The 24032-nt window shown below is 63.6% G+C and carries 20 protein-coding genes, 2 tRNA genes and 1 pseudogene; 12 read left to right on the top strand and 11 right to left on the bottom strand.

Features of this window, described 5'->3' with window-relative positions; all coding sequences use genetic code 11:
* The coding region (locus tag AB5Y54_RS08550) for an IS1595 family transposase (RefSeq protein ID WP_368153273.1) at positions 1–678 on the bottom strand (678 nt) is incomplete at its 3' end.
* Between the two features lie 137 nt (positions 679–815).
* The gene (locus AB5Y54_RS08545; protein ID WP_041212427.1) at positions 816–1424 is read right to left on the bottom strand and encodes an arylesterase; all 609 of its coding nucleotides are present in this window, start codon (positions 1422–1424) and stop codon (positions 816–818) included.
* A gap of 57 nt (positions 1425–1481) precedes the next feature.
* On the opposite strand from AB5Y54_RS08545, the gene AB5Y54_RS08540 reads away from it, so the two are divergent.
* Together AB5Y54_RS08540 and AB5Y54_RS08535 are read left to right on the top strand one after the other, a co-directional pair.
* Positions 1482–2192 (top strand): ABC transporter ATP-binding protein, encoded by a 711-nt coding sequence (locus AB5Y54_RS08540; RefSeq protein ID WP_041212428.1) that lies wholly within the window; start codon positions 1482–1484, stop codon positions 2190–2192.
* 64 nt (positions 2193–2256) lie between these two features.
* Entirely contained in the window at positions 2257–4698 is a 2442-nt protein-coding gene (locus AB5Y54_RS08535; RefSeq protein WP_368153454.1) for an ABC transporter permease, read from the top strand.
* 42 nt (positions 4699–4740) lie between these two features.
* Here AB5Y54_RS08535 and AB5Y54_RS08530 read toward each other — a convergent pair whose 3' ends face one another.
* A complete protein-coding gene (locus tag AB5Y54_RS08530) occupies positions 4741–5646 on the bottom strand; it encodes a TIGR01777 family oxidoreductase (RefSeq protein WP_069652050.1) in 906 nt (301 codons plus the stop codon).
* Positions 5647–5891: 245 nt separating this feature from the next.
* Here AB5Y54_RS08530 and AB5Y54_RS08525 point away from each other — a divergent pair, with 245 nt between their 5' ends.
* On the top strand, positions 5892–7433 hold the full coding sequence (locus tag AB5Y54_RS08525; protein ID WP_010675504.1) for a cyclic diguanylate phosphodiesterase: 1542 nt from the start codon (positions 5892–5894) through the stop codon (positions 7431–7433).
* A gap of 55 nt (positions 7434–7488) precedes the next feature.
* On the opposite strand, the gene AB5Y54_RS08520 is transcribed toward AB5Y54_RS08525, so the two are convergent.
* Positions 7489–8670: a PLP-dependent aminotransferase family protein gene (locus tag AB5Y54_RS08520; RefSeq protein WP_010675503.1), complete on the bottom strand. Its 1182-nt coding sequence runs from the start codon at positions 8668–8670 to the stop codon at positions 7489–7491.
* 199 nt (positions 8671–8869) lie between these two features.
* Complete coding sequence (locus tag AB5Y54_RS08515; RefSeq protein ID WP_010675502.1) at positions 8870–9937, bottom strand: M28 family metallopeptidase; 1068 nt, start codon at positions 9935–9937, stop codon at positions 8870–8872.
* Between the two features lie 260 nt (positions 9938–10197).
* Here AB5Y54_RS08515 and trmB point away from each other — a divergent pair, with 260 nt between their 5' ends.
* The 5 genes from trmB (at position 10198) to AB5Y54_RS08490 (ending at position 13999) form a co-directional block, all read left to right on the top strand.
* Positions 10198–10911: a tRNA (guanosine(46)-N7)-methyltransferase TrmB gene (gene trmB, locus AB5Y54_RS08510; protein ID WP_010675501.1), complete on the top strand. Its 714-nt coding sequence runs from the start codon at positions 10198–10200 to the stop codon at positions 10909–10911.
* Between the two features lie 26 nt (positions 10912–10937).
* The gene (locus AB5Y54_RS08505) at positions 10938–11270 is read left to right on the top strand and encodes a YggL family protein (RefSeq protein ID WP_010675500.1); all 333 of its coding nucleotides are present in this window, start codon (positions 10938–10940) and stop codon (positions 11268–11270) included.
* A gap of 96 nt (positions 11271–11366) precedes the next feature.
* Positions 11367–12287, top strand: coding sequence for a glutaminase B (glsB, locus tag AB5Y54_RS08500; protein ID WP_010675499.1), 921 nt, complete (start codon positions 11367–11369; stop codon positions 12285–12287).
* Positions 12288–12316: 29 nt separating this feature from the next.
* Positions 12317–13609: a sulfurtransferase gene (locus AB5Y54_RS08495; RefSeq protein WP_201932666.1), complete on the top strand. Its 1293-nt coding sequence runs from the start codon at positions 12317–12319 to the stop codon at positions 13607–13609.
* Positions 13610–13792: 183 nt separating this feature from the next.
* On the top strand, positions 13793–13999 hold the full coding sequence (locus AB5Y54_RS08490; RefSeq protein WP_010675497.1) for a YgdI/YgdR family lipoprotein: 207 nt from the start codon (positions 13793–13795) through the stop codon (positions 13997–13999).
* Positions 14000–14054: 55 nt separating this feature from the next.
* Here the strand turns inward: AB5Y54_RS08490 and AB5Y54_RS08485 are convergent, their stop codons facing one another.
* Complete coding sequence (locus AB5Y54_RS08485; RefSeq protein ID WP_368153453.1) at positions 14055–17615, bottom strand: ATP-binding cassette domain-containing protein; 3561 nt, start codon at positions 17613–17615, stop codon at positions 14055–14057.
* A 97-nt stretch (positions 17616–17712) separates the two neighbouring features.
* Positions 17713–18990: an alpha/beta fold hydrolase gene (locus AB5Y54_RS08480; RefSeq protein ID WP_010675495.1), complete on the bottom strand. Its 1278-nt coding sequence runs from the start codon at positions 18988–18990 to the stop codon at positions 17713–17715.
* 236 nt (positions 18991–19226) lie between these two features.
* On the opposite strand from AB5Y54_RS08480, the gene AB5Y54_RS08475 reads away from it, so the two are divergent.
* Positions 19227–19361 (top strand): hypothetical protein, encoded by a 135-nt coding sequence (locus tag AB5Y54_RS08475; RefSeq protein WP_080560565.1) that lies wholly within the window; start codon positions 19227–19229, stop codon positions 19359–19361.
* A 155-nt stretch (positions 19362–19516) separates the two neighbouring features.
* The gene (locus tag AB5Y54_RS08470) at positions 19517–19738 is read left to right on the top strand and encodes a hypothetical protein (RefSeq protein WP_010675494.1); all 222 of its coding nucleotides are present in this window, start codon (positions 19517–19519) and stop codon (positions 19736–19738) included.
* A gap of 64 nt (positions 19739–19802) precedes the next feature.
* On the opposite strand, the gene AB5Y54_RS08465 is transcribed toward AB5Y54_RS08470, so the two are convergent.
* Together AB5Y54_RS08465 and AB5Y54_RS08460 are read right to left on the bottom strand one after the other, a co-directional pair.
* Positions 19803–19878, bottom strand: a tRNA-Asn gene (locus AB5Y54_RS08465).
* 5 nt (positions 19879–19883) lie between these two features.
* A tRNA-Phe gene (locus tag AB5Y54_RS08460) sits at positions 19884–19959 on the bottom strand.
* Positions 19960–20340: 381 nt separating this feature from the next.
* Between AB5Y54_RS08460 and rraB the strand changes: the two genes are divergently transcribed.
* Complete coding sequence (gene rraB, locus AB5Y54_RS08455) at positions 20341–20676, top strand: ribonuclease E inhibitor RraB (RefSeq protein WP_010675493.1); 336 nt, start codon at positions 20341–20343, stop codon at positions 20674–20676.
* Positions 20677–20744: 68 nt separating this feature from the next.
* Here rraB and AB5Y54_RS08450 read toward each other — a convergent pair whose 3' ends face one another.
* Positions 20745–22718: an EAL domain-containing protein gene (locus tag AB5Y54_RS08450; protein WP_039040163.1), complete on the bottom strand. Its 1974-nt coding sequence runs from the start codon at positions 22716–22718 to the stop codon at positions 20745–20747.
* A gap of 166 nt (positions 22719–22884) precedes the next feature.
* On the opposite strand from AB5Y54_RS08450, the gene AB5Y54_RS08445 reads away from it, so the two are divergent.
* Positions 22885–23379 carry a hypothetical protein gene (locus AB5Y54_RS08445; RefSeq protein WP_029314787.1) on the top strand — a complete coding sequence of 165 codons (495 nt, stop codon included), beginning with the start codon at positions 22885–22887 and terminating at the stop codon, positions 23377–23379.
* 53 nt (positions 23380–23432) lie between these two features.
* On the opposite strand, the pseudogene AB5Y54_RS08440 reads toward AB5Y54_RS08445, so the two are convergent.
* Positions 23433–24032: pseudogene (locus AB5Y54_RS08440) on the bottom strand (ISL3-like element ISAeme19 family transposase); the annotation flags it as partial.

Genomic DNA, 24032 nt, shown 5'->3' with positions numbered 1-24032 from the left:
GCCGTCGCTACACAACACCGCATCTGACGAGACAAGGGGTGTCAAAACAGCTATCACCGTCTCGGCATTCATTTTCTCCAACTGAAAATCCGCATGGTGACCAGCCCGGTCCTGAACCACCATCACCGGGATGTAATCCGGCCCTGTGCCTCGGGTACGGCCTTTGCCCCCACGGTGGCGGGCCGGGCGGGGCAAACCACGTTGCCCTTTAAACGACTCCAAGAAGAAGGTCTCATCAACCTCGACGATACCCCCTTCCCGTGCCGCCTGGTGACTCGCCATGGCTTTCAGGAAGCGGTGACGCCACAAGAAGGCGGTGTTTTTACAGACTCCGCAGCGGACGGCAGCCTGTCGGACGGTCAGACCGTCGATGAGGGCCTGGGCGTAGTCTTCCCAGCATTGTGCCTTGCGAAGTCGAGCCAGAGGCGTCTTGGTGAGAACGGAACTGGTGCGCAGACACTGCTTGCAGCGATAACGACGCAGCCCTCGACTCCAACCCCAGGGAGCCAACTGCGTAGCCTCGGCCTGACAGTGAGGGCAACATCGACAAGCGGGGAGTTGAGCGGCCAGCGAGGTGATTGGGTGAGGGGTAGTGAGTTCATGTTGCGCGAGGCGACGCTGGCGCATGGTGAGCTGTGGAAAGAGAGACAGTAGATGTTGAAAGGCTTGGGTATCCATGATGGAGGCCCTCAGGGTGATGACCTACTTCAAGGTTAGCCTTTCAACATGTAATTGGGACAGCGCCATGAAAAAGCCCCCGCCATGCGGGGGCTTTTTGCTGGGCAAGGGGAAGGGCCAGGGGCCCGGCCACCGAGCTACTGAGTCAGCAGAGGCTCGACAAAGCGGGCGACCTTGTCGCGGATCCGGGGCTGGGCGGCGGCCGTCGGGTGCAGTCCATCGTTCATCATGAGTTCAGGGCGCAGCACAATATCATCCAGAAAGAAGGGCATCAGCGGCAGGTCGTTGGCCTTCGCAAGGTCCGGGAAGATCTGCTCGAACTGTTGCAGATAGCGCGCCCCATAGTTGCGGGGCAGCAGGATCTGGGTCAGCACCGTCTTCGCCTGGTGCGCCCGGGCGAGCTCGATCATCTTGGTCAGGTTGGCCCGGGTGATGGCGGGAGCAAAGCCCCGCAGCCCGTCGTTGGCGCCGAGTTCGATCAACACCCAGTCCGGTTTGTGGGTTTCGAGCAGAGTGGGCAGGCGGGCCAGGCCGCCCTGGGTCGTTTCACCGCTGATGCTGGCATTGATGAGGGTGTGTTCTCCCCCCTGCTGCTGCCACTTTTCATTGAGCAGGGCAGGCCAGCTCTGTTCGGCCTGCATCTGGTAGCCGGCACTCAGGCTGTCGCCCAGTACCAGCAGGGTCTGGGCCTGGACGGACGCTGCCCAGCAGCACAGGCAACTCACGGCAAACAAGAGACGCATCATGCAGTCAACTCCCACGTTCTATTGTCATTACAGGTTCAGGCAAACAGGATACCCAAGATGAGTTCAACGCCCATTATCGCCGTCAGGGGGCTCGGTAAAACCGTTCGCCTCGGTCAGGAAAGCCTCACCATCCTTGAAGGGATCGATCTGCAAGTCAATACCGGCGAGACGCTGGCGCTGGTCGGTGCGTCCGGTTCCGGCAAGTCCACCCTGCTCGGTTTGCTGGCCGGTCTCGATCTGCCGAGCCGCGGCGAGATAGAGATCCTCGGCCACTCCCTCACCCGGCTGGACGAGGAGGGACGCGCCAGGCTGCGGGCCGAGCAGGTGGGGTTCGTGTTCCAGTCGTTCCTGCTGCTGCCCACCCTGAGCGCCCTGGAAAACGTCATGTTGCCGGCCGAGCTGCGGGGGGAGACCGACAGCGAGCCCCGTGCCCGGGAGCTGTTGGCACAGGTCGGTCTGGGAGAGCGGTTGCACCACCTGCCGCCGCGCCTCTCTGGCGGCGAGCAGCAGCGGGTCGCCATTGCCCGTGCCTTCATGACCCGCCCCAGCCTGCTGCTGGCGGACGAGCCCACCGGCAACCTCGACAGCAAGACAGGGGAGACGGTGATCGAACTGCTGTTTCGTCTCAACCGCGAGCACAACACCACCCTGGTGGTGGTGACCCATGACCATGAGCTGGCTCAGCGCTGCCAGCGACAGCTGGTGATGTCAGCCGGGCGGCTGGAGGCTCAGGCTGTCATGGCGGCCAGGGTGGGAGAGCTGTCATGAGTCATTGGAGACAGAGCTGCACCAGGGGATCGTTGGCAGCAGCATGGACGGTGAGGGAGGCGTCATGAGTCAGTGGCGACTGGGATTGAAGTTGCTGCGCCGGGAAGGGTTCAGCGGCGAGCTGCGCTGGTTTGTGCTGGCGCTGGCGCTGAGCGTCGCCTGCGTGCTCAGCGTGGCTCTGGTGGCGGATCGGCTGGATGCGGGGCTCAAGGCCTCCGGGCGGGATTTCATCGGAGGGGACAGGGTGCTGCGCTCCGCGACGCCGGCACCGGCAGAGTGGCTGGCGCAGGCGCATCAGGAGGGGCTTGCCGTGCAGACCACGGTCAGCTTCAACAGCATGCTGTTTCACGGTGATACCCTGCAACTGGCCTCCATCCGCGCCGTGCCCGGGGATTTTCCCTTCTACGGCAAGCTGGAGCTCACTCCCCAGCGCGCCCCGGCGCCCGGCGAGATCTGGCTCTCCGCCAGGGTGATGCAGCTGCTCGGCGCCAAGGTGGGGGAGGTACTCGAGGTCGGCAACACCCGGCTGACGGTGGCAGGGGAGCTGGGCCAGGAGCCGGATCAGGGGTTCAGCCCCTTCCAGATGGCGCCAAGGGCCTTGATCCACAGCGCCGATATCGAGGCGACCGGGGCCCTGCTGCCGGGCAGTCGCCAGCAGTGGCGCTATCTCGTCAAGGGGCCCCGTGACGCCATCGCCCGCTATGAGGCCTGGCTCAACCCCAGGCTGAGCGCCGGGCAGAAGCTCGTCAAACCCGACGATCAGGGTACCCAGGTGGGGAAATCCCTGGGCAATGCCGAGCGCTTCTTCCGTCTGGCATCCCTTGCCGGCGTGCTGCTCGGCGCCCTGGCCATGGGGATAGCGGTGCGCCATTTCGCCGAGCGCCAGACCAACATGGTGGCCCTGCTCAAGACCCTGGGGGCCTCGCGGCGCACCCTGTGGCAACTGATGGGCACCCTGCTGTTCTCCCTGACCCTGGTGGGGGCCCTGATGGGGCTGGTGGCGGGCAGCGCCATGCAGTGGCTGACCCTGAACCTGCTGGGGGATCTGCTGCCTGCGGATCTGCCGCCCCCCTCCTGGCGACCCTTCGCCCTGGGCCTCGCGGTCGCCTTCTTCATCACCCTGATGCTGGCGTTCGTTCCCTTCCTGAGGCTGCTCAAGGTACCGCCGCTGCGGGTGCTGCGCCGGGAGCTGGAAGCGGGGATCCCTCCCTGGCTGACGGTGCCCGTGGGGCTCATCGGGCTGTTTGCCCTGGTGTGGGGCTTTACCGCCGACATCAGGCTGGCCTGCGGGCTCATCGGCGGCATGGGGGGGTTGATGGCGCTGCTGGCCCTGCTCGCCTCCGTGCTGCTGCGTCTTGGCAGTCGGCTCAAGGGGCCCCATGCCCTGCGCCTGGCCATCAATCACCTCTCCCGTGAGCGGGGCAGTGGTCTGTTCCAGCTGGCGGGTTTCGCCCTGGCCCTGATGCTGTTCGGGCTGCTGTGGGCAGCGCGGGTCGATCTGCTGGAGGATTTTTCCACCCGGTTGCCTGCCGACGCCCCGAACCGCTTCCTGGTCAATGTGGCGGACAGCGAGCGGGAAGGGATCCTGGCCGATCTGCACCAGGCCGGGGCCATCACCTCGGACTTCTACCCCATGGTGCGCGGGCGCCTGACCCGTATCGCCGGTGAGGCGGTGGGGGAGGATGCGGCGCGGGAGGGGGTGGACAGAGAGCTCAACTTCACCACCACATCGGCCCTGCCCGCCGACAATAAGGTCACTGCCGGTCAATGGCTGGCCGGCAAGGGGGAGGTCTCCGTCGACGAGGCACTGGCGGGACGGCTCGGCATCGCGCTCGGAGACGTGCTCGGCTTCACCATAGAGGGGCAGGCGTTCGAGGCCAGGGTGACCAGCCTGAGGTCCATCAAGTGGGACAACATGAGGCCGAACTTCTACATGATCTTCTCGCCGGACGTGCTGGCCCCCTTCTCCCAGACCTGGCTCGGCAGCTATCGTCTGCCGCCAGAGGGGCGAGGGGCAGAGGTGGAACTCATCCGCCGCCACCCCACGGTGAGCCTCATCGATGTGGAGGATCTGATAGGCCGCCTCACCCTGGTCTCCGATCAGGTGAGCCGCGCCCTGGGGTTGATGCTCGGGCTGGTGACGGTGGCTGCCCTGCTGGTGCTGCTGACCCAGACCCAGGCCGGCATGGCCCATCGGCGCCGGGAGCTGCTGCTGATGCGCACCTTGGGGGCGGGCAGCGCCCTGCTCGAGAAGATGTTGCGCTGGGAGCTGGTGGCGAGCGGTGCCCTGGCAGGGCTCTGCGCCGCCATGGTGGTGGAGCTCTGCTCCTTCGGCCTGCAGTGGTGGTGGGAGGGAGCGCAGTGGCAGTTCCACTGGGCCATCTGGGCTGCACTCCCCCTGCTTGGGGCCGTGCTGGTGACCCTGGCCGGACAGGGCATGCGCCGCCAACTGCTGGCGGGTACCCTGAGCGACCGGCTCAGGGGACTGGGGCAGGGGCTGCTCTGATGGCTCGACACATCCCGACCTCGGTCGGGATGTGTCATTGAGTCAACGGGGTGAGTGCAGCAGATTGTCCAGAGCGCCGGGCAGGGCCGGGAAACTGAAGTGAAAACCGGCCTGCTGCAAGCGGGCGGGCAGTACCTGCTGTCCGGTGAGCAGCAGATCCGCCGCCTCTCCCATCAGGAGTCGCAGGAGGGGGGCTGGTACGAAGAAGAGGTGCGGGCGATGGAGCGTGGCGGCCAGGGTCTCGCTGAACCGGCGATTGCTGACCGGTTGCGGGGCCGTGCCGTTGAAGATGCCGTCACACTCGCCGTGCTCGACGAGAAACAGCATGGCCCGCACCAGATCCTGCACGTGGATCCAGCTCATCATCTGGGTGCCGCTGCCCATGGGGCCGCCGAGGCCCAGGCGGTAAGGGGGCAGCATCCTGGGCAAGGCGCCCCCCTCCATGCCGAGTACCAGGCCGATGCGCAGGATGCAGACCCGGGTCTGGGCCGAGCGGGCCTGCTGGGCAAGCTGCTCCCACTGCTGACAGAGACGGTGGGTGAATTCGTCGTGAGGGTTCTGGCATGTTTCATCCAGAGGGGCGTCATCCTGGCGGCCATACCAGCCGATGGCGGAGGCATTGAGCAGCAATCTGGGGGGCGTGCTGGAGAGTTTGACGAGATCCACCAGCTGTTCGGTCAGCAGCCAGCGGCTGTTGCAGAGCAACTGCTTGCGGGACTCGCTCCAGCGTCCGGCGGCGATGGGTTCGCCGGCCAGGTTGATGACGATGTCCACGTCATTGAGGTGATCCAGCCTGTCCAGACTGTCCAGCAGGGTGACATCGTGGCCGAGCAGCTCGTAGGCCCGGCTGCCCTGGCGGGTCAGCACGACTACTTCGTGCGCTACCTTGAGGTGTGCCACCAGACGGCGGCCGATAAACCCCGTGCCCCCCGTGATCAGTATCTTCATATCCTGCCTCCCTGACGCTCTAGGGTCTACTCTAGAGCCTGGGTGCCCGATGGACAAGCTCCTGTTTTTATGAGCATTATGATTTTTGTCTCCCAAGACGCCGCCCCCTTTATCCACGGGGTTGCCGGGCGTTGCGACCACGGGGGGCGCCGTGGCGCGGCGGTATCAGGGGCTCATTCCGGCTTGCCAAACGGGCGCCAGCGGGTAAACTCGAGCGCTTTTTCGCCATGTTCATGAGGGCCGTTATGCCATTTCGACGTTTGAAGGTGCGTCAATTCTATGTTCGGCTGCTCTGTGCCTTGCTGGCCGGTCTGTTGCCCATGCTCCTTGGGCTCGTCATCGTCATCTGGCAGACCGCCACCGGCGTGAAACAGGATGCGGTGGCGCGCCTGGAACATGCCAGGGTCATGTTCGACCGCACTCTGGACAATGCCCAGTTGGCGGCGTCGGCTCTCACCGGCAGCCTGGGCAGGCCCTGTCTCGAGGTGGTGCAGGGGCTCAGGGATCAGGTGGCCACGGTGCCGGATGTGCGCAGCGTCAACCTGGCCAGGGGGGATCGGATCTACTGCTCTTCCCTCTATGGCCCGGTCGATGGCGGCATCAAACTGGATGACTATGTCGGGGGCAGGCTCGACCTGATGAAGGGCAACCCGGTCACCCCGAATCGTCCCCTCATCGCCTACCGGGAAGAGGTGGGCGAGTTCAGCGTGCTGGTGGGGGTCGACGGCTACTACCTGCTCAACATCCTGGACATGCTGAGCCGCAACTCCCCACTGGGGCTGGTGGTCGGCAACGAGATGCTGCTGCGAAACAGCGAACTCACCGACAAGCTGATCCCCAAGGATCGCAATGGCTATCTCGAACAGGTCTCGACCAGGTACCCGTTCAAGGTAGTGACCACGGTGTCGGTGGATGAGTACCGTGCCCACATCTGGGACTACTCCAAGGTGGGCGTCATTATTTATCCTCTGCTGAGCCTGCTGCTCGGGGTGGCGGTCTTCTGGCTGATGGGACGTTCGACTTCGCCGGCCCAGGAGCTGAAACGGGCACTGTCCCAGCAGGAGTTCATCCCCTATCTGCAACCCGTGGTGAACGGGGAGGACGGCCAATGGAGCGGTTGCGAGGTGCTGATGCGCTGGCAACACCCCCGTCAGGGGATGATCTCGCCGGATCGCTTCATTCCCCTGGCAGAGGACAGTGGCCTCATCGTGCCCATGACCCGGCTGTTGATGGCGCAGGTGCGCGAACAGTTTGCGGGCAAGGCGCACCATCTGCCGCGAGGGTTCCACTTCGGCTTCAACATCAGCGCCAGCCACTGCAAGGATCTGAGCCTGGTGGAGGATTGCCGGGATTTCATCAACGCCTTCAAGGGGAATCCCATCAAGCTGGTGCTGGAGCTGACCGAGCGCGAGCTCATCGTGGCGGACGAGACGACGGACCGGCTCTTTGCCGAGCTGCATGCCCTCGGGATCTTCATCGCCATCGACGATTTCGGCACCGGCCACTCCAGCCTGACCTACCTGCAGACCTTCCAGGTAGACTTCCTCAAGATCGATCAGAGCTTCGTCGGCATGATTGGGTCGGACGCGCTCTCCAGCCACATCGTGGAGAACGTCATCGATCTGGCGACCCGGCTCGGTCTGCAACTGGTGGCGGAAGGGGTGGAGAATCAGGTGCAGGCCGACTATCTGAAGGCCCGCGAGGTGACCTTCCTGCAGGGCTACCTGTTTGGCAGGCCCATGCCCATGAAGGAGTTTGTCAGCCAGCTGGCCGGGCAGGGGCGCTGAGGGGTAAGCGCGAGGCAAAAAAAACCAGCNGCTGGTTTTTTTATGGCCGGATGGCTCAGAGCATGCGGGCCAGGGCACGGCACAGACGCTGAACCCCCTCTTCCGTGGTCGCTTCATCCACACAGGAGAAGCTCAGGCGCAGGGTATTCTGGATCTCGGGGCGCACATAGAAGGGGGCGCCGGGCACGAAGGCCACCTTCTCCTTGATGGCCTCGTCGAACAGGGCCATGGCACTGACGCTGGGCGGCAGGGTCAGCCAGAGGAACATGCCCCCTTCGGGACGGGTGTAGCTGACGCCGGGCGGACAGTGGCGGGCGAGGGCGGCTTCCATGGCGGCACGCTGGCGACCATAGACCTCCTTGATCTTCTCCAGGTGAGCGTCGAGGGAGTTGTCGGTCAGGAAGCGGTGCAGCACCTGCTGGCTGAAGGCGTTGCTGTGCAGGTCGGTGGCCTGCTTGGCGATGGTAACCTTCTTGCGCAGCCATTCCGGCACCACCATCCAGCCCAGGCGGAAGGCGGGTACCACCGTCTTGGAGAAGGACCCGAGCAGTACGGTGTTGTGGGGGGCCAGCTTGGCGATGGGGGGCAGGTGCTCCCCTTCGAAGCGCAGCTCGCCATAGGGGTCGTCTTCCACCATCAGCAGATCGTGGCGCACCAGGCGCTCGGCCAGGGCTTCCCGGTTGGCGCGGCTGTAGGAAACACCGCTCGGGTTCTGGAAGTTGGGCACGCCGTAGAGCAGCCTGGCGCTGGAGCCCTGCTCCAGCAGCGCATCCAGCGCGGCCAGATCCAGCCCCTCTTCCGCCAGGGTGATGGGCTTGAAATTCGGTTGATAGACGGAGAACGCCTGGATGGCGCCAAGGTAGCCCGGCTCTTCGATGATGAGATCCTGCCCCTCGTTCACCAGCACCTTGCCCAGCAGATCCAGCGCCTGCTGGGAGCCGCTGGTGATGAGGATGTTGTCAGGATTGACGGTCATGCCGTGGCGGCTCAGGTAGCGGTCGGCGATGAACTGGCGCAGCGGGGCAAAGCCCTCGGTGGTGGCATATTGCAGCGCGGCGGCTCCCTGCTCGCGCAGCACGTCCTGGCACGCTTGCTCGATGGCCTTGACCGGGAACAGATGGGGGTTGGGCAGGCCGCCGGCGAAGGAGATGATCTCCGGATTGGCGGCAACTTTGAGGATTTCGCGGATAAAGGAAGGCTCGACCTTCTCGAAGCGCTGGGCAAAAAACGGCTGCATAGGGTTCTCTCTGACTAGGTGGCGGTCGCTCCATTCAACCGCCAGGTTATCCGTTTGTATCAGATTTCAGAAATGAGGCAATGGCTGTCACAAAAATCCATAAAAAAGGGCAGGTTTGGCACCTGCCCGAATTTTATCGTCCCGACCCCGGTCAGGGGCGCAAAAACCCCTGTCAGGGGGGCATCGGGCGGGATGGGGGTCAGAGCCCCGGCGCCTTGAGGAAGCGGATCATCAGGTCGGTATTGGCCCCGAGCTGCTGCTCGATCCGGCCCGGGAAGAGCTCGGCCATCTTGTCGAGGCGATCATGCTCCGTGTGCCAGATCTTGCCCCACTGGGTCTCGCTGTCCCGGTCGCAGGCGCTCTTGGTGGCGTCGTCGTAGCAGTCCCACAGCGCCGGATTGGTGCTCTGGGAGTAGCCGTCATAGCCATCTTCCCCGTTGATGGTGAAGTTGGTGGCCTCCACGTAGGCGATGGGCACCCCCAGGCAGGCAAAGGGAGCATGATCGGACCAGCTGCCGGTCTCCCCTTCCGGGTAGCCGCTGTAGCTGGGGTGGATGGCGAACGGGGTGGCGGTCTGCTGGGAGATGGCCAGCAGGCGATCGCGCACCTTGGGATCGAAGCTGTAGCGGCTCGGGTCGGCGCAGTTGTACTCGGCCACGTCGGAGTGGGCCGAGTGGACATAGACGATGTCACCCCCGGCGATGGTGTCGTAGTTCACCATGGCCAGCAGCTTGGCGACGGCATTGGTGTCGAGACTGGCGGCATAGGCTTTGGAGCCGTTGAGGCCGTTTTCCTCGGCGCCGAAGAAGGCGAAGCGCACCGTGTAGGGCAGGGTCTCTCCCTTGAGTGCCTCGGCAACCGCCAGCAGGGCGGCGACGCCGGCCCCGTTGTCGGTGGCGCCTTCGGATCCTTTCTTCTCGCCGGTGCTGTCATAGTGGGCACCGATGAGGATCACCTTGTCGCTCTGACCCTTGAGCTCGGCGACGATGTTCTGGGAGGTTCGGTCTGTGCCGCCCCGGGTGTAGGTGAACGGCTGGTTCTGCACCTCGTAACCCCAGCCGGCCAGGTGATCCTGGATCCAGGCGGCGGCGCGGGTTTCGGCCTCGGTGCCAGTGGGGCGAGCGCCTATCCCTTCTGCGCCAGAGCTCAGTTGCACCAGAAATTCATGGGCCTGAGCGGCGGGGGCAGGGGGTTGGGAGTCGTTGTCAGAGGGGTTGCAACCGGCCAGCAGGGCAGGCAGGACGAGGGCCAACAGGGTTTTCTTCATACTGCAATCCTTTGTTGTATATGGTTTTATTTTTCCGCATCAGGATGAACCCGACGTCCGACAGATTCTGTGAAGGGGGTGGCATTTGTCAACCTTGCTGGTGGAAGTGGGCAGTCCCGGGGGATTTGTTGTGGGAAACACTTGCGCCTTGTGCCTATCTTGGGATAATTCGCTCCCCTGTTTTTGCGAACTGATGCAATAACGAGCGATCCATTTATGTCGGCTCTGTTCCAGAGCGATGCAATAACGAGCAATTTACTATGTCTGTGACCCAAGATGTGTTTAACGAAGACGGCAAGTTCATGCGCAAGATCCGCAGCTTCGTCCGTCGCGAAGGCCGCCTGACCAAAGGGCAGGAGAAGGCCCTGGAAGAGCTCTGGCCGGTCATGGGCATCGATTTCGCACCAGAGCCGCTCGACATGGTGGCCCTGTTTGGCCGCGAGGCACCCGTGGTGCTGGAGATCGGGTTCGGCATGGGCGCCTCCCTGGTGGAGATGGCCAAGAACGCCCCCGAGAAGAACTTTATCGGCATCGAGGTGCACTCTCCGGGTGTGGGCGCCTGCCTTGGCACCGCCCAGGAGGCGGGCGTCACCAACCTGCGCGTCATCTGCCACGATGCGGTGGAAGTGCTGGAGCACATGATCCCGAACGGTTCTCTCTCCTGCCTGCAGCTCTTCTTCCCTGACCCCTGGCACAAGAGCCGCCACCACAAGCGCCGCATCGTGCAGCCTGCCTTTGCCCAGGATATCCGCCAGAAGCTTGCCATCGGTGGCGTCTTCCACATGGCCACCGACTGGGAGAACTACGCCGAGCACATGCTGGAGGTGATGAGTGCCGCCGAGGGGTACGAGAACACCTCCGCCACCGGCAACTGGGTGCCCCGTCCCGACTGGCGCCCCCTGACCAAATTCGAGCAGCGTGGCCATCGTCTGGGCCACGGTGTCTGGGATCTGATTTTCAAACGAGTCAACTGAGTCAACGTATCAACTAAGGAGCTATCATGGCCAACCGTAGCCGCCGTCTGCGTAAGAAACTGCGCGTCGATGAATTCCAGGAAATGGGGTTCGACATCAGTTTCAACTTCCCGGTCGGCACCGCCGAAGAGACCATTGATGCCGTGGTCGATGCGCTGATCGACGAGGTGATCGAACCTCGCAAGCTGGCCTTCGCCGGCTCGGGTCACCTGGCCTGGGAAGGGATGGTCTGCACCCAGCAGCTCGGCAAGTGCACCGACGAAGACCGTTCCGCCGTTCAGACCTGGCTGCAAGGCAAAGGGCTGGAGGCCGTGGTGGTCACCGAGCTGTTCGATCTCTGGTACGGCGAGCCGGCCTGATATCTGACTGCCTCCCGGGCAGATAGAAAATCCCGCCGCCGGCGGGATTTTTGTCGGTGGGCTGGCCCCGCCTCGTTTCACGTCATGGAATAGCCAATGGTGTTGTCATCCGAATTACTGGCCGGCATCCTGGAAGAGGTGCGTCCGCTGCTCGGGCAGGGGAAGGTGGCCGATTACATTCCCGCCCTGGCCCAGGTGCCTGCCGACCGGCTGGGGATCGCGGTCTGTACCGTTGAAGGAGAATTGTTCACCGCAGGTGACGCTTTCGAGCCCTTCTCCATCCAGAGTATCTCCAAGGCCCTGAGCCTCACGCTGGCCTTGACCCTCTATCAGGAGGAGGAGATCTGGGCCCGGGTGGGCAAGGAGCCCTCCGGTCAGCCGTTCAACTCCCTCGTCCAGCTGGAGTTCGAGCAGGGCATTCCCCGCAACCCCTTCATCAACGCGGGTGCCCTGGTGGTGAGCGATCTACTGGAAACCCGGCTCACCGCTCCTCGCCAACGTACTCTGGAGCTGGTGCGCCGCCTGTGCGGCAACCCGGCCATCATGGCGGATCAGGTGGTGGCGCGCTCCGAGTACCAGCACTCCGCCCGCAATGCCGCTATCGCCTATCTGATGAAGGCCTATGGCAACTTCGAGAACGAGGTGGACAAGGTATTGCAGAGCTACTTCAATGCCTGCGCCATCCGCATGAGCTGCGTCGATCTGGCACGAGCCTTCGTCTATCTGGCCAACCGGGGTGTCCCTCTTGGCGAGAGCACACCCCTGCTGCCGGCCCGGACCACCAAGCAGGTCAATGCCCTGCTCGCCACCTGCGGCCTCTATGACGAGGCGGGCGACTTCGCCTACCGGGTCGGCATGCCGGGGAAATCCGGGGTGGGGGGCGGCATCATGGCGCTGATCCCGGGAGAGCTTTCCATCTGCGTCTGGTCACCCGAGCTCAACAAGGCGGGCAACTCCCTGGCCGGGACGGCGGCGCTGGAGCTGCTGGCCGAGCGCCTGGGCCGCTCCATTTTTTAACTCTCTTCACTATGCATCGAGACGACATCATGAAACGAATGACTGGACTGTGGCGAAGCTGCCTGACCGCCTTGCTGCTCTGGTGTGCCTGGCCCGCGCTGGCCGCCGAGCTGCCCCCGCTCTCCCTGGCGGATGCCAAGGGGAAGGAGGCGGTGATCCTGGATACCCGCCCGAGCTATTTCTATCAGGGCTGGCCCATGGACGGGGAGAAGCAGGGGGGCCATGTGGCCGGTGCCGAGCTGCTCTCCGCAGAGTGGAAATACAGTGACGAGGAGTGGCCTGTGGCGCTTGCGAGCAAGGGGCTGAAGGCCGACAAACCCGTCGCCCTCTATGGCACCCCTCGCGAGGTGGCCGAGGTGGCCCGTCTGCTGCGCCAGCAGGGCATCAAGCAGCTGTTCGAGCTGCAGGGATGGAAAGAGGCGCCCCGGGAGCATCTGGCACGCTGGCAGCAGCTGGTCCATCCGCTCTGGTTGGCGGACTTGCAGGCAGGCAAACCGGTCATCGCCGCCCCCAAGGGGGAGTGGAAGGTGTTCGAGGTGGACTGGGGATCCCCCAAGGCCTATCTGCTGAGCCACATTCCGGGAGCCGGCTACATCGACACCAACCGGCTGGAAGGGGAGCCGCTGTGGAACAAGGTCTCTGACGAGGCGCTCAAGGCGCTGCTGCTGGAGAACGGCATCCGTCATGACACCACCGTCATCCTCTATGGCCGCAACACCATGGCGGCGGCCCGTGCGGCCCATCTGATGATGTATGCGGGGGTCGAGGATGTGCGGCTGCTGGATGGCGGGCTGGAGGCCTGGTTTGTGCAGCATCTGCGCACCGAGACCGGCCTGGCCAACAAGTTCACCCCGGCCAAGGAGTTTGGCGTGGTCATCCCGGCCCGTCCCGAGTACTACACCACCCTTGACCAGGCCAAGGCCCTGCTCAAGCAGCCGGACGGCGCCCTGGTCAGCGTGCGCACCTGGGACGAGTTCGTGGGCAATACCTCGGGCTACAGCTACATCAAGCCCAAGGGGGACATTCCCGGGGCCAGATGGGGTCATGGCGGGGTGGATGCCAACAGCATGAGCGACTTCCACAACCCGGACGGCACCATGAAGCCCGCCCGCGAGATCCTCGCCATGTGGGATGAGTGGAATATCGAGCCGACCCAGCAGGCCGCTTTCTACTGCGGCACCGGCTGGCGCGCCTCCGAGGCGTTCTTCTACGCCTGGTTGATGGACTGGAAGCGGATCAGCGTCTACGATGGCGGCTGGTTCGAGTGGAGCATGGATCCGGCCAACCCCACCGTCACCGGCGAGCGCAAGCCGGGCAAGTAACTAATAATCCAGAGCAGGCCGGACAGATGTCCGGTCTTTCTTTTCTTGATAGATCATTTTCAATGGCTATAGCAGGTGGATTCTTTCTGTGAATCCTGTTGCTGCAATCAAGGTAAACGGGCCATCTGGTTGAGCTAGGCTTCACCTATCACCGCCAGGGTGAGCGTGAAGAAGGGGAGAGTGATGAAAGCTGTGATGATGCTGATTTGTCTGTTGGGATTGGCGGGGTGCAGCTCCCAATACATCATGAGCACCAAGGATGGCAAGATGATTGCCACCGACAGCAAACCCAGGTTGGACGAGACCACAGGCATGTATCGCTATTACGATGAAGAGGGGAGGGAAGTGCATATCAACAAGGACGACATCACCCAGATCATGGAGCGTTGAGGCTCTCCTCAAGCAACAAGGGCTGCCCGGGGGCAGCCCTTGTTATTTTTGGTGCTCATGCCGTCTGGGGCACCTGACGGTTGACCTGGCCGGCAAACAGCTGGTGGAAGCGGGAGTGGGAGTTGGCCAGCAGGCTCACCGGCGACCCCTGCTCCACCACGGTGCCGGCCTCCATCACCACCACCTTGTCCACCGACAAGAGCGGTTCCAGGTGGTGGGCGATCACCAGATAGCTGGCCTCCGGCCGGTAGCGGTAGAGCAGCTCCGCCATCTTGCGCATGCCGCCGTGATCGAGGTCCGAGGTGGCTTCGTCCAGCACGATGAGCGGTCGGCGCGACAGCAGGATGCGGGCGATCACCAACAACTGGGTCTCGCCGGCGGAGAGTTGCAGCCTGTCGAGATCCTCATCCAGCCGCCCGGCGCAGCGCTCGGCGAGGCCCACCCGGGCCAGCGCCTGCTCAAGCACGGCGTCGTCATGCTCGGTCAGGGGCGCCAGATTGGCCCGCAAGGAGCCAAAGAAGGTGAGCGGGATCTGGGAGACGGTGTCGTAGAGATCGCGCACCGCCTCCGGTGCAAGTCGTGACAGTGGCTGATTGCCGTAGAAAATCTCTCCCTGGGAGGCGGGATACATGGCCTGCAATACCCCCAGCAGGGAGCTTTTGCCTGCCCCGGTACGCCCGCACACACCCACCTTTTCACCTGGGGCCAGCTCGAAGCTCACCTTGTGCAGCGCCCACTGGCTGGTCTGGGGGTAGCGCAGTCCCAGGTTGTCGAAGCGCACTGCGGGGTGAGGGGTGGTGAGGGCCTCTCCCTCCTGGCGTTCGCTCTCTATTTCGCTGTATTCGCGCACCCGCTCTACCGCGTTCATCACCTGTTCCACTTCGGCAAAGGTGCGGATGAGGGAGTTGAGCATGGCGGAAGCGGTAAAGGCATAGGTGATGGCCACGGCCCCCAGCAGCGGGCTGTTGCCAAAGGCCACCATGAGTGCCACGGCCCCCACCAGGGCGGCGGAGAGCAGGGTCTGGTGCATGCCGAGCCAGCGGTTGATGGAGGTGGTGGTGTACCAGCTGCGCAGGTTGTTGTCATAGTGGTGCAGCACCTGGTCCAGCGCGAAACGCTCGGCCCCGGCCAGGCGCAGGGCGGGGGCGCCGCGGATGGTCTCGCTGATGCTGATGTAGAGCGGGGAGCGCAGCACCGAGGACTGGCGCCGCAGCTTGAGTTGCACCGCCCGGTAGCGGCGCTGCAACACATAGAGCGCCCATCCCACCAGGGGGGCGATGAGCAGCAGCAGGGGAATATTGATGCCGATCACCACCACCTGCAAGGCCACGGACACCAGCATGCCGAACAGTCCCACCAGCATGGAGAGCAGCATCTCTTGCGCCTCCCCCAGATCCCGGTCGAAGCGGTTGAGGATGCGCCCCTGGGGCACCTTGTCGAAGAAGGCCATGGGGGCGCGGCTGATGCGCCCCAGCATGCCGTCAAACAGGGTCCAGGCCAGCTTGAGGCCAAGGGTGTAGTTGATGACCCGTACCGCCATGATGCAGGCGAGGGAGCCCGCCCCCAGCAGCACATAGATGCCGAGCAGGGTCGTGACGTCGCTCACCTCGGCCTTGCCGCCGAGCCAGAGATCCGAGGCGATGCGCAGCCCTTCCTGGCCCAGGGTGAGCAGCAGGACGAGCAGGATGGCACCGGGGGCGGCGAGGCGCTGCCACATGAAGCCAAACAGCCCCCAGTCCACCTTGCCCTCCACCACTTTCTCCTCGCTGAACTGCTCCGCCTCCTGAGGGGGCACCGGCGGGGCGGTCTGGGGATGCTGGACAAGATCCGCCAACTGGTGGGCATCGAGCTCCACCAGGCGCTCCTGCTCGATGCGGATCACCCGATCGCACCTGGCCAGCACATCCGGGTCGTGGCTCACCAGGAGCCGGGTTGGCCCCGGCTTGAAGGCGAGCCCCTGCTCCAGTACCTGGGCCGCGACCATGGGGTCGAGCGCAGACAAGGGGTTGTCCAGCAGCAGGATATCGGCCCGGGCGTAGAGGGCGCGAGCCAGGGCGACCCGCTGCTGCTGGCCGCCGGAGAGGCGGGTGCCGAGCTCCCCCACCAGGGTTTGATCCCCGTGGCTGAGCAGCGCGAGATCGGCCGTGAGGGCGCAGGCGCCGAGCACCCAACGATAGCGCTCGGCGTGCCAGGGCTGGCCGAACAGGATGTTGTTGCGGATGGTGTCGTTCATCAGCCAGGGTTTATGGCCCAGATGGGCAACCCGGCCGTGGCGACGGATGCTGCCGGCAAACTCGCTGTCAAAGCCGGCAACCAGATGCAGCAGGCAGCTCTTGCCCGCCCCGGTGGCCCCGGTGATCCCCACGAGCTCCCCCGGTGCGATGGCGAGGTTGGCTCCCTCGAGCACCGGTTTTTGCTGGTGCAGGGCGGTGACGTTGTCGAGCCGCAGGCTGCCCACCGGCAAGCTGGGATCGGTGAGATCCCGATGCTGCTCCGGGCTGTTCAGGAACTCGCACAGCCGGTTGAAGCCGGTGTTGAAGTTGATCAGGGTGCGGATGAGGTAGGGCAGTCGCATCATGGGAATGCGCAGCACGGTAAACAGGGCGATGGTGGTGAACACCTGGGGCAGGGTGAGGGTGTTGCCCGACGCCAGGTAGGTGGTGAAGGTGGCCAGGGTCACCAGCAGGGGAGTGCTCAGCATCAGCCCTTCGTTGATAGCATCGAGCCTGAGCACCCTGCCCAGCACTCCCAACTCCTGCTGGCGCTTGGTGTTGGCCGCCCGGGTGAAGAAGGGGCCAAGCCCGTTCTGGCGCACCAGCCGCAGCTTCTTGATGTATTCCGCCAGGATGCCGTTGCGCTCGTCCTGTTGACGCTTGAGCTGCTGCTCCTGCTGGTTCATGCCCCGTACCACCCGGGTGGAGATGAGCAGCAGCAGGGCCAGCACCGCGAAGCCCACCAGACCGGCACTGCCCACCTGCCACACCAGCAGGGCGATGGTGCCGATGAGTTGCAGCGCCATGGTGACCGGCATGGCGGGGTCAGCCAGGATCCAAGTGATGTCCCACACGTCCCGGTTGATGAGGTTCTGCACCCGGCCGCCGGCCCTGTCGTCGAAGCTCTTGCCACCCTGCTTCATCACCTTGGCGAGCAGGGATTCGGCCAGCAGACGGCGGATGGGCACGTGCATCTTGAGGGCCAGTTGCAAGGAGTGCTCCGCCAGCATGCCGGCGGCGAGCACGGAGGCGAACAGGGCCAGGGCCAGCAGCAGCTTGTGGCCGGTGGTGGCATCGGTGCCGAGGTGGGTCATGCTGTGATTGAGCAGCCAGGGGCTGGTCAGGGTGGCGAGCATGCCGAGCAGTTGCAGCAGGGTGAGCAGGCCAATCCGTCCCTTGTAATGGCGCCAGATAAAGGCGGTCAGGGGCCAGGGGCGCACCGGCTGGCGGGCGGTGAGCGCGAGGAAGGCGTCGGCGCGGCCGTCGCGCCTGTCTTCCGGCAGCAGGGGATAGAGATCGTCGAGACTGACCTGGGGCTGGGTCAGCCCCTTGCGCAGCAGCGGGCCGGTCCAGCGATAGAAGAGGCGACTCAGCCAGCCGGCCGAGATTTCCGGATGATCCAATGGGTGTCCTTGTTGTTTTGTGTTGCTTCCATGGGCGGGGCGGCTCATGGGCCGCCCTCGAACTTGTTGTCTTGCTGCAGGCGTGCGCCCGGCGGGATCAGCGATCCCGGTTCATGCGGATGAGCCGGTCCAGGATCCGCTCGCCATCGACCCGCAGGCCGTTGTGTTCGTACTCGTTGGTGATCCAGGCGCGGCTGTTGCCAAGCCCCTTCAGGGTGTCGCGGCTGTAGTCAAACTCTACGTACATGTCCTCGGCATAGACGGCGCAGGCCACCGGCACAGTGTTGCGGGCCAGCTGCGCCGGGTCGTAGAGGGGACCCCAGTCCGCTTTCTGGGCCAGCAGGTGGGCGGCCTCCTTCAGGGGAATGAGCTCGCGGAACTGCTCGAACATCCAGGGGAAGATCATCTCGCCGGTGAAGGCGAAATCTTTGCCGGGCGCCCAGGCCAGGGCAGGAAACTCCCTTCTCACCCGCTCGGCCGCCCAGTTGCTAGCACTCCCTTCGCAATAGATGAGCTCGTGCAGGATGGCGAACACCGGGTTGGTGTTGAACGGCTGCATGGCCTGCACCTGATAGAGGAAGGCGGGGTTGAGGCGTTCGCCGATGAAGGCGTCTTCCAGCAGGTAGTAAAGTGCCTCGAAGGCGCCGCTGGCCCCAAGATCCAGCCCCTGCTGCTGCAACTGCTCCACCGTCAGGCGCTGGCCGTTGGGCAGGCGCACGTCGTGGTGGTGCAGGTGGTTGGCCAGCCGGTTGACCAGGGCCTGGGCATGGGGGAAGCGGGTGAAGAAGGCGCGGTTCTTGTCCGCCACCCGCTGGTAGGTGGCGCGGTAGACCTCATCCGCACTGCGCCCGATGGGTGCCACCCCGCCGGTGAGGTAGACCTCGTGCAGACACCGCGGGAACAACGAGAGGTAGGTGAGGCTGCAAAAGCCGCCGAAACTCTGGCCGAGCAGGCTCCAGGGGCGCCCCGGGCTCAGCACCTCGCGAATGCATTCAGCGTCGCGCACTATGTTGTCGGCGCGAAAATGGCCGAGGTAATCCGCCTGCTCATATGGGGTCATCCCCGCCAGGGCGTCAGCACTGATGGGGGTGGAGTGGCCGGTGCCGCGCTGATCGAGCAGCAGCACCCGAAACTCCTGCAGGGCCCGCTTGATCCAGCCGCCATCGGCGGTCGGGCGAGGAGCGCCAAAGCCCGGGCCTCCCTGCAAATAGAGCAGCCAGGGCAGGTCATCATCCAGCTTGTCCTTGCGGCAGAGGGTGCGGCCAAACAGGGTGAGGGTCGCCTCCTCGTCGGGATGCTGGTGGTCGAGGGGCACGGTAAAAAAGTGTGGCTCGCAATGGATGCCATCCAGCACATAGTGCAAGGGGCTGCTCATCTGGGGTCTCCCTGAGGGTAGGAAAATCGTCGGCCTCATCATAGCCCTGGCGCAGGGGCGGGTCACGCCGGTTTTCCAGATTGTTAACAGAGATGGAGTCTGAGGTCGGTGCCCTACAAGGTGTGGTTTCGCCGCAGTTGACGGCGGGCTGCAACTGGACAAAGATGAGCCGCCTGCCGGGACGGGCAGGGATAGGTCAGCACCCCGGGTGCAGGAAACTGGATGGAGTTGGCTCGATGAAGCCGAGATGGATACGTGTTCGCAAGAGACGCACACAGAGGGATCCGGAGGGGGTGCTGCAGGTGGGTTTGCTGGTGTTCAGCGCCACCTGTGGTGCCACTCTGTTGCTGGCGGCCTGCAACGGCGGTTAGCTGAGTGAAACAGACCCGCTTGTCATGAGCGGGTTTTTTCATGCCGGAGCAGAAGGTCGGGACCTGCCTGTAGCCCTTTGCTGACGCGGGTTTGCGGTATGCAGAGTACGGCTGCTATGGTCAATTTACGACCGGATCCACACAGGGAGGCGATCATGAACAGTCGTGAAAAAGTCCTGGCTCATTTGGCCACAGATCACCGGGTTGCAGGATTGACCGCCGGCGAGGCACTGGCTGGCATGAGCCACTCGATGAGTTCGCTCCTGCTGCAACAGGATCAGCACTTCTTCCGCCGCCATGCGGACGACCCTTGCCACGAAGTCGCCCGGGCCTGCTCGGCCGGACACGTATGGCATGGGGACGAAAACCACTACTAGCCCCGGCATGTGAGTAAATGACAGATGCAAAAAGGCCCGCTCATCTGAGCGGGCCTTTCGAATTTGGCTCCTCCTACTGGACTTGAACCAGTGACATACGGATTAACAGTCCGCCGTTCTACCGACTGAACTAAGGAGGAATAGTTGGTGCCCAGAGACGGAATCGAACCGCCGACACGGGGATTTTCAATCCCCTGCTCTACCGACTGAGCTATCTGGGCAACGGCGCGCATTAAACCCTTTCTGGACTGAGGTGTCAACCACAGGCCGCAGATTGATGTACCGTTCGCTCGATATCCGAGCAATCTTCCCGTGATTGGACCGGTTTCCCGGTTTTAACCATGAAAAGAGGGGCGCCTGTGGGGCAGGGCGGGCCGGCGGCCAGCAGAACATCATGAAGGATGGCGGGCTGCCTGACGTGCCGAGGGCTGCCCGTTGGCGCCAAGCCGGGAGAGTCGCCAGTTATCTTGGCCCATCGATTGAGCCTGCCGCGCTCTGCGGGTATGCTTTGCCGCACTCATCCCCTGGCCATGGTCCGGGCCGACGCGGCTGGCAGGGGTGACATCCATCCAACACCGCCTGGGGTTTATATGAATACCAATATGCAAGAGTGGCGCGAAGAGACCGCCGCCATCGTCAACGAGCTGCTGGCCGATGGCAGCAACCCGGATCTGGATTACGAGATTGAGCACCACTTTGCCTGCCAGAAGTTCGATCTGCTGGAGAAGGCGGCGGTCGATCTGTTCAAGGCCGGTTTCGAAGTGACCGACGCCGAGGAGATGGAGCTGGACGACGGCGCCACCATCTTCTGCTTCGACGCCATGGTGGAGTGCAAGCTGGACATCGACACCATCGTCGCCGACATCGAGAAGATGCTGCCCATCCTCGAGAAATACGGGGTGGACTACGACGGCTGGGGCACCTACTTCCAGGAGTAAGTGCGTCAGATCACGTACGCTTTGCAAAAACAACAAGGCCACCCTCGGGTGGCCTTGTTGTTGCTGGCTTACTGCTCCGGCAGCTGGTAGCTGCGGGCAAAGTCGGCCGGTGGGAGGGGGCGGCTGAACAGATAGCCTTGCAGCCGATCGCAACCGACCTGCACCAGCCAGGCCTGCTGCTCCGGCGTCTCCACCCCTTCGGCGGTGATCTTGATGCCAAGCTCATGGCCCAACCCGATGACGGAACGCACGATGGCTGTGGTGGCCTGGTTGGTGGCCAGCCCCTGGGTGAAGCTTTTGTCGAGCTTGAGGGTCGCCACCTGCAGCCTGGGAAGATAGGCGAGGGAGCAGTAGCCGGTGCCGAAGTCGTCGATGGCGAGCTGGAAGCCCGCCTCGATGAGGCTGGCCAGGTTGCTCTCTATCTCGTCGGCATTCTCCATCAGCACCCCTTCGGTGATCTCCAGCTCCAGTTGCCAGGGGGCGAGCCCGTGGCGCGCGATGCAGTCGAAGATCTGCGGGCAGAGCTCGGGATCGCGGAACTGCAGGGGTGAGAGGTTGATGGAGAGCACCAGATCCGGGGCCGCCACCTGCCAGCGGGCAAGCTGGGCACAGCCGAGCTCCAGCATCAGCTGGCCGAGCTGGCCGATGAGCCCCAGCTCCTCCGCCAGCGGGATGAACTCGTCGGGGGAGATCATGCCGAATTCGGGATGGGGCCAGCGGCAGAGCAGCTCAGCCCCGTGCAGCCGGTTGCTGTGGGTACAGATGATGGGCTGGTAGACGGCGGTCAGCTCGGCGGACTTGATGGCGAGTGGCAACTGGGCGGCGATGAGCTGGCGGCGTTTGAGCTTGGCATCGAGTGCGGGGTCGAACAGGGTGCAGTGCTGCTGTTGGCGCTTGCCCTGGGCCAGGGCGGCCTCGGCGTGGCTCAGCAGACGCTCGGCATCCTTGGCCTTGCCATGGGCGATGCCGAGGAACACCGGGATCTGGATCCTGTGTTCTTCCACCTGATAGGGCGTCATCAGCTCCTGCTGCAGGTTGCGGCTCCACGCATCCAGAGAGAGGGGGAGCTCGGGCAGCAGCAGGGCGAAGTCATCCGCCGCGACCCGACAGAGCAGGGACTGGGGCGGCGCCAGTCGTTGCAGGCGACGGGCCACCTGGCTCAACAGGCGGTCGGCGACCCGTATGCCGAAGCGATCGTTGATCTCGCGAAAATGTTGCAGATCCACCAGCAGCAGGCTGGCCTTGCGGGCGCCCAGATGACGGCTGGTCTGGAGGAAGTGGGAGAGCTTGAGCAGGCCGGTCAGGCTATCGTAGTGCTGCTCCTGCTGCAACTGGGCCTGGGTGGTGCGCAGCCCGGTGATGTCGCGGCTCAGGGTAAGGATGCCGAGGGAGTTGCCCTCGTCATCCGGCACCTCGACCCGGGTGACCTCCAGATGGCGGCCTCTGCCCTGGGCATCCACCACGCAATACTCCCCCTGACCCAGGGTTTGTTCGACGGGCAGCCGGGGAGGGACACGCCGACCCAGAGCCTCGCTTGCCACCAGCCCCATGAAGTCGAGAAAGGCCTGGTTGCAGTCGATGAGCACGCCCTGGTGATCCTCGAGACGGATGAGGTCGGGAATGGCATCCAACAGGCGGCGTTGCAGCAACTGCTGCTGGCGGAAGGTTTGCTCCAGCTCCTTGCGCTGATCGATGGCGCTGACCATGGCAAACAGGGCGATGGGATCGCCGTGCTCGTCATACAGGGGAACCTTGTTGATCTCCATCCAGCTGGCGCCTTCGCCGCTGTGGCAATGGAGCTGCTGGTGTAGCAGGGGTTTGCCGTCGGCCAGCAGGCGGTCATCTTCCTCCCGGAATACATCCCCCCAGGGCATCTCGGCATCGCTCTTGCCAATGAGTTCGCTCGGGTCTTGCAGGCCGGCTTCCCTGGCGAATGCCTTGTTGGCAAACAGGTACCGTCCGTGCTTGTCCCGGCAGAAGATATTCATGGGTAACTGGTCGATGATCTGCTGCAGCAGCGCCAGGGAGAGCGAAGAAGTCACGAGAGCACTCACGGGGGAGACTTCGAGCAAATCTATGATAACAGGTGGGTTTTGTAAAGCCTGGGTTAAGAGTACGCCATTTGTGCGGATCCCTGCTGACAGCCTGTGTCGCGATCGCCATAATAGCCGCCGGTTGGCCTATGGCCTTATGGATGAGAGAAGCAGCATGAAGAAGATAATGGGGGGCGCCCTGGCCCTGTTGATGGTGGGTTGTGCGAGCGACAACAACGGCGGCGAGCAGTATCGCTATACCCCGCCGGTTGCCAAGGCAACCAACAACACCCAGGAGATGGCGATCCCGGTGGATCTGGTGTGGGCCCGTGCCGAGAAGTGGTTCGGCGATCACGGCCTGAACATCGAGAACAGCCAGCGTGGTGCCGGTCTGATGACCGCCAACGTGGAAAACTCGGCCGATGGTCTGGAGTGGCTGGATTGCGGCACCATGGGGTCCAAGGTGGCGCTGGGCAACCCCAACCTGCAGATCAACCTGATCATCACCCAGAGCGGCAACAACAGCGTCGCCACCGTGAACGTCAAGGGCAATACCCAGCTCTACTTCGTCGAGTCCTCCGGCGAGCGGGTGCTGGCTCCCTCCATCACCCCGGTGTGCGTCTCCCGCGGCAGCCTGGAACAGAGCCTGTTCTCCACCCTCGGCAACTGATCCTGCCGGGTATCATGAAAAACCCCGTTGCGTGCAACGGGGTTTTTTTAGGTTCATCGCGGCTTTCCGGGGAAGGCCGCCTTGATTTTCAGAAAAAAGTATTCTGAGTCCCTAAATCCATATGCCATGCGCTTTATCACTTTGATCTTGTTGTTCACCCCTTCCAGCACACTCGTGTGCATCGGGTAGTTTGCACTCGCCAGGATCCCCCGCATATATTTCGATAAATTTCGACCAAATCGTTGCAGCGGCGCTAGCCCGCTTTCCTTCACCTGCCGCATCCAGCTCCGCCATCGTCGCCATCCTTCCCACACGCTCGGCGCATACCAGATGCCCTTCAACGCCTCTTTCAGCACGTACACCATCGCCAGCGGTTGATTCGCCGCCAACAGCTCCTGCAACTTCACATCCTGTTTTTCACTCAGCTTCGTCCGATTACGTAGCAGCAACCAACGCGCACTTTTGACCACTTTTCGCGCCGGTTTATCGCTTTTCAGTGCATTCGCCTGCTCCACTCGCACCCGGTCCACCACCTCTCGGCCATAGCGAGCCACCACGTGGAACAGGTCGTAGACCACCTCCGCCTGCGGGCAGTGTTGCTTCACCTCCAGGTCGAACGCCGTGTTCATGTCCATCGCCACCGCCTCAATCTG

The sequence above is a fragment of the Aeromonas sp. s9 genome (assembly GCF_040907765.1).
GTDB classification, from domain to species: Bacteria; Pseudomonadota; Gammaproteobacteria; order Enterobacterales; family Aeromonadaceae; genus Aeromonas; species Aeromonas caviae.
Note: the sequence above shows the minus strand (reverse complement) of the source record. Positions and strands in the feature narration are given on the sequence as shown.

Bases quoted from the DNA above. Each gene is read 5' to 3' on its own strand.
- AB5Y54_RS08545 (WP_041212427.1), bottom strand. From the start codon at position 1,424: ATGATGCGTCTCTTGTTTGCCGTGAGTTGCCTGTGCTGCTGGGCAGCG.
- AB5Y54_RS08475 (WP_080560565.1), top strand. From the start codon at position 19,227: ATGAAGCCGAGATGGATACGTGTTCGCAAGAGACGCACACAGAGGGAT.
- AB5Y54_RS08505 (WP_010675500.1), top strand. From the start codon at position 10,938: ATGGCCAACCGTAGCCGCCGTCTGCGTAAGAAACTGCGCGTCGATGAA.
- AB5Y54_RS08530 (WP_069652050.1), bottom strand. From the start codon at position 5,646: ATGAAGATACTGATCACGGGGGGCACGGGGTTTATCGGCCGCCGTCTG.
- AB5Y54_RS08535 (WP_368153454.1), top strand. From the start codon at position 2,257: ATGAGTCAGTGGCGACTGGGATTGAAGTTGCTGCGCCGGGAAGGGTTC.
- glsB (WP_010675499.1), top strand. From the start codon at position 11,367: ATGGTGTTGTCATCCGAATTACTGGCCGGCATCCTGGAAGAGGTGCGT.
- AB5Y54_RS08495 (WP_201932666.1), top strand. From the start codon at position 12,317: ATGAAACGAATGACTGGACTGTGGCGAAGCTGCCTGACCGCCTTGCTG.
- AB5Y54_RS08490 (WP_010675497.1), top strand. From the start codon at position 13,793: ATGAAAGCTGTGATGATGCTGATTTGTCTGTTGGGATTGGCGGGGTGC.
- AB5Y54_RS08515 (WP_010675502.1), bottom strand. From the start codon at position 9,937: ATGAAGAAAACCCTGTTGGCCCTCGTCCTGCCTGCCCTGCTGGCCGGT.
- AB5Y54_RS08445 (WP_029314787.1), top strand. From the start codon at position 22,885: ATGAAGAAGATAATGGGGGGCGCCCTGGCCCTGTTGATGGTGGGTTGT.
- AB5Y54_RS08470 (WP_010675494.1), top strand. From the start codon at position 19,517: ATGAACAGTCGTGAAAAAGTCCTGGCTCATTTGGCCACAGATCACCGG.
- AB5Y54_RS08520 (WP_010675503.1), bottom strand. From the start codon at position 8,670: ATGCAGCCGTTTTTTGCCCAGCGCTTCGAGAAGGTCGAGCCTTCCTTT.
- AB5Y54_RS08540 (WP_041212428.1), top strand. From the start codon at position 1,482: ATGAGTTCAACGCCCATTATCGCCGTCAGGGGGCTCGGTAAAACCGTT.
- rraB (WP_010675493.1), top strand. From the start codon at position 20,341: ATGCAAGAGTGGCGCGAAGAGACCGCCGCCATCGTCAACGAGCTGCTG.
- trmB (WP_010675501.1), top strand. From the start codon at position 10,198: ATGTCTGTGACCCAAGATGTGTTTAACGAAGACGGCAAGTTCATGCGC.
- AB5Y54_RS08525 (WP_010675504.1), top strand. From the start codon at position 5,892: ATGCCATTTCGACGTTTGAAGGTGCGTCAATTCTATGTTCGGCTGCTC.
- AB5Y54_RS08480 (WP_010675495.1), bottom strand. From the start codon at position 18,990: ATGAGCAGCCCCTTGCACTATGTGCTGGATGGCATCCATTGCGAGCCA.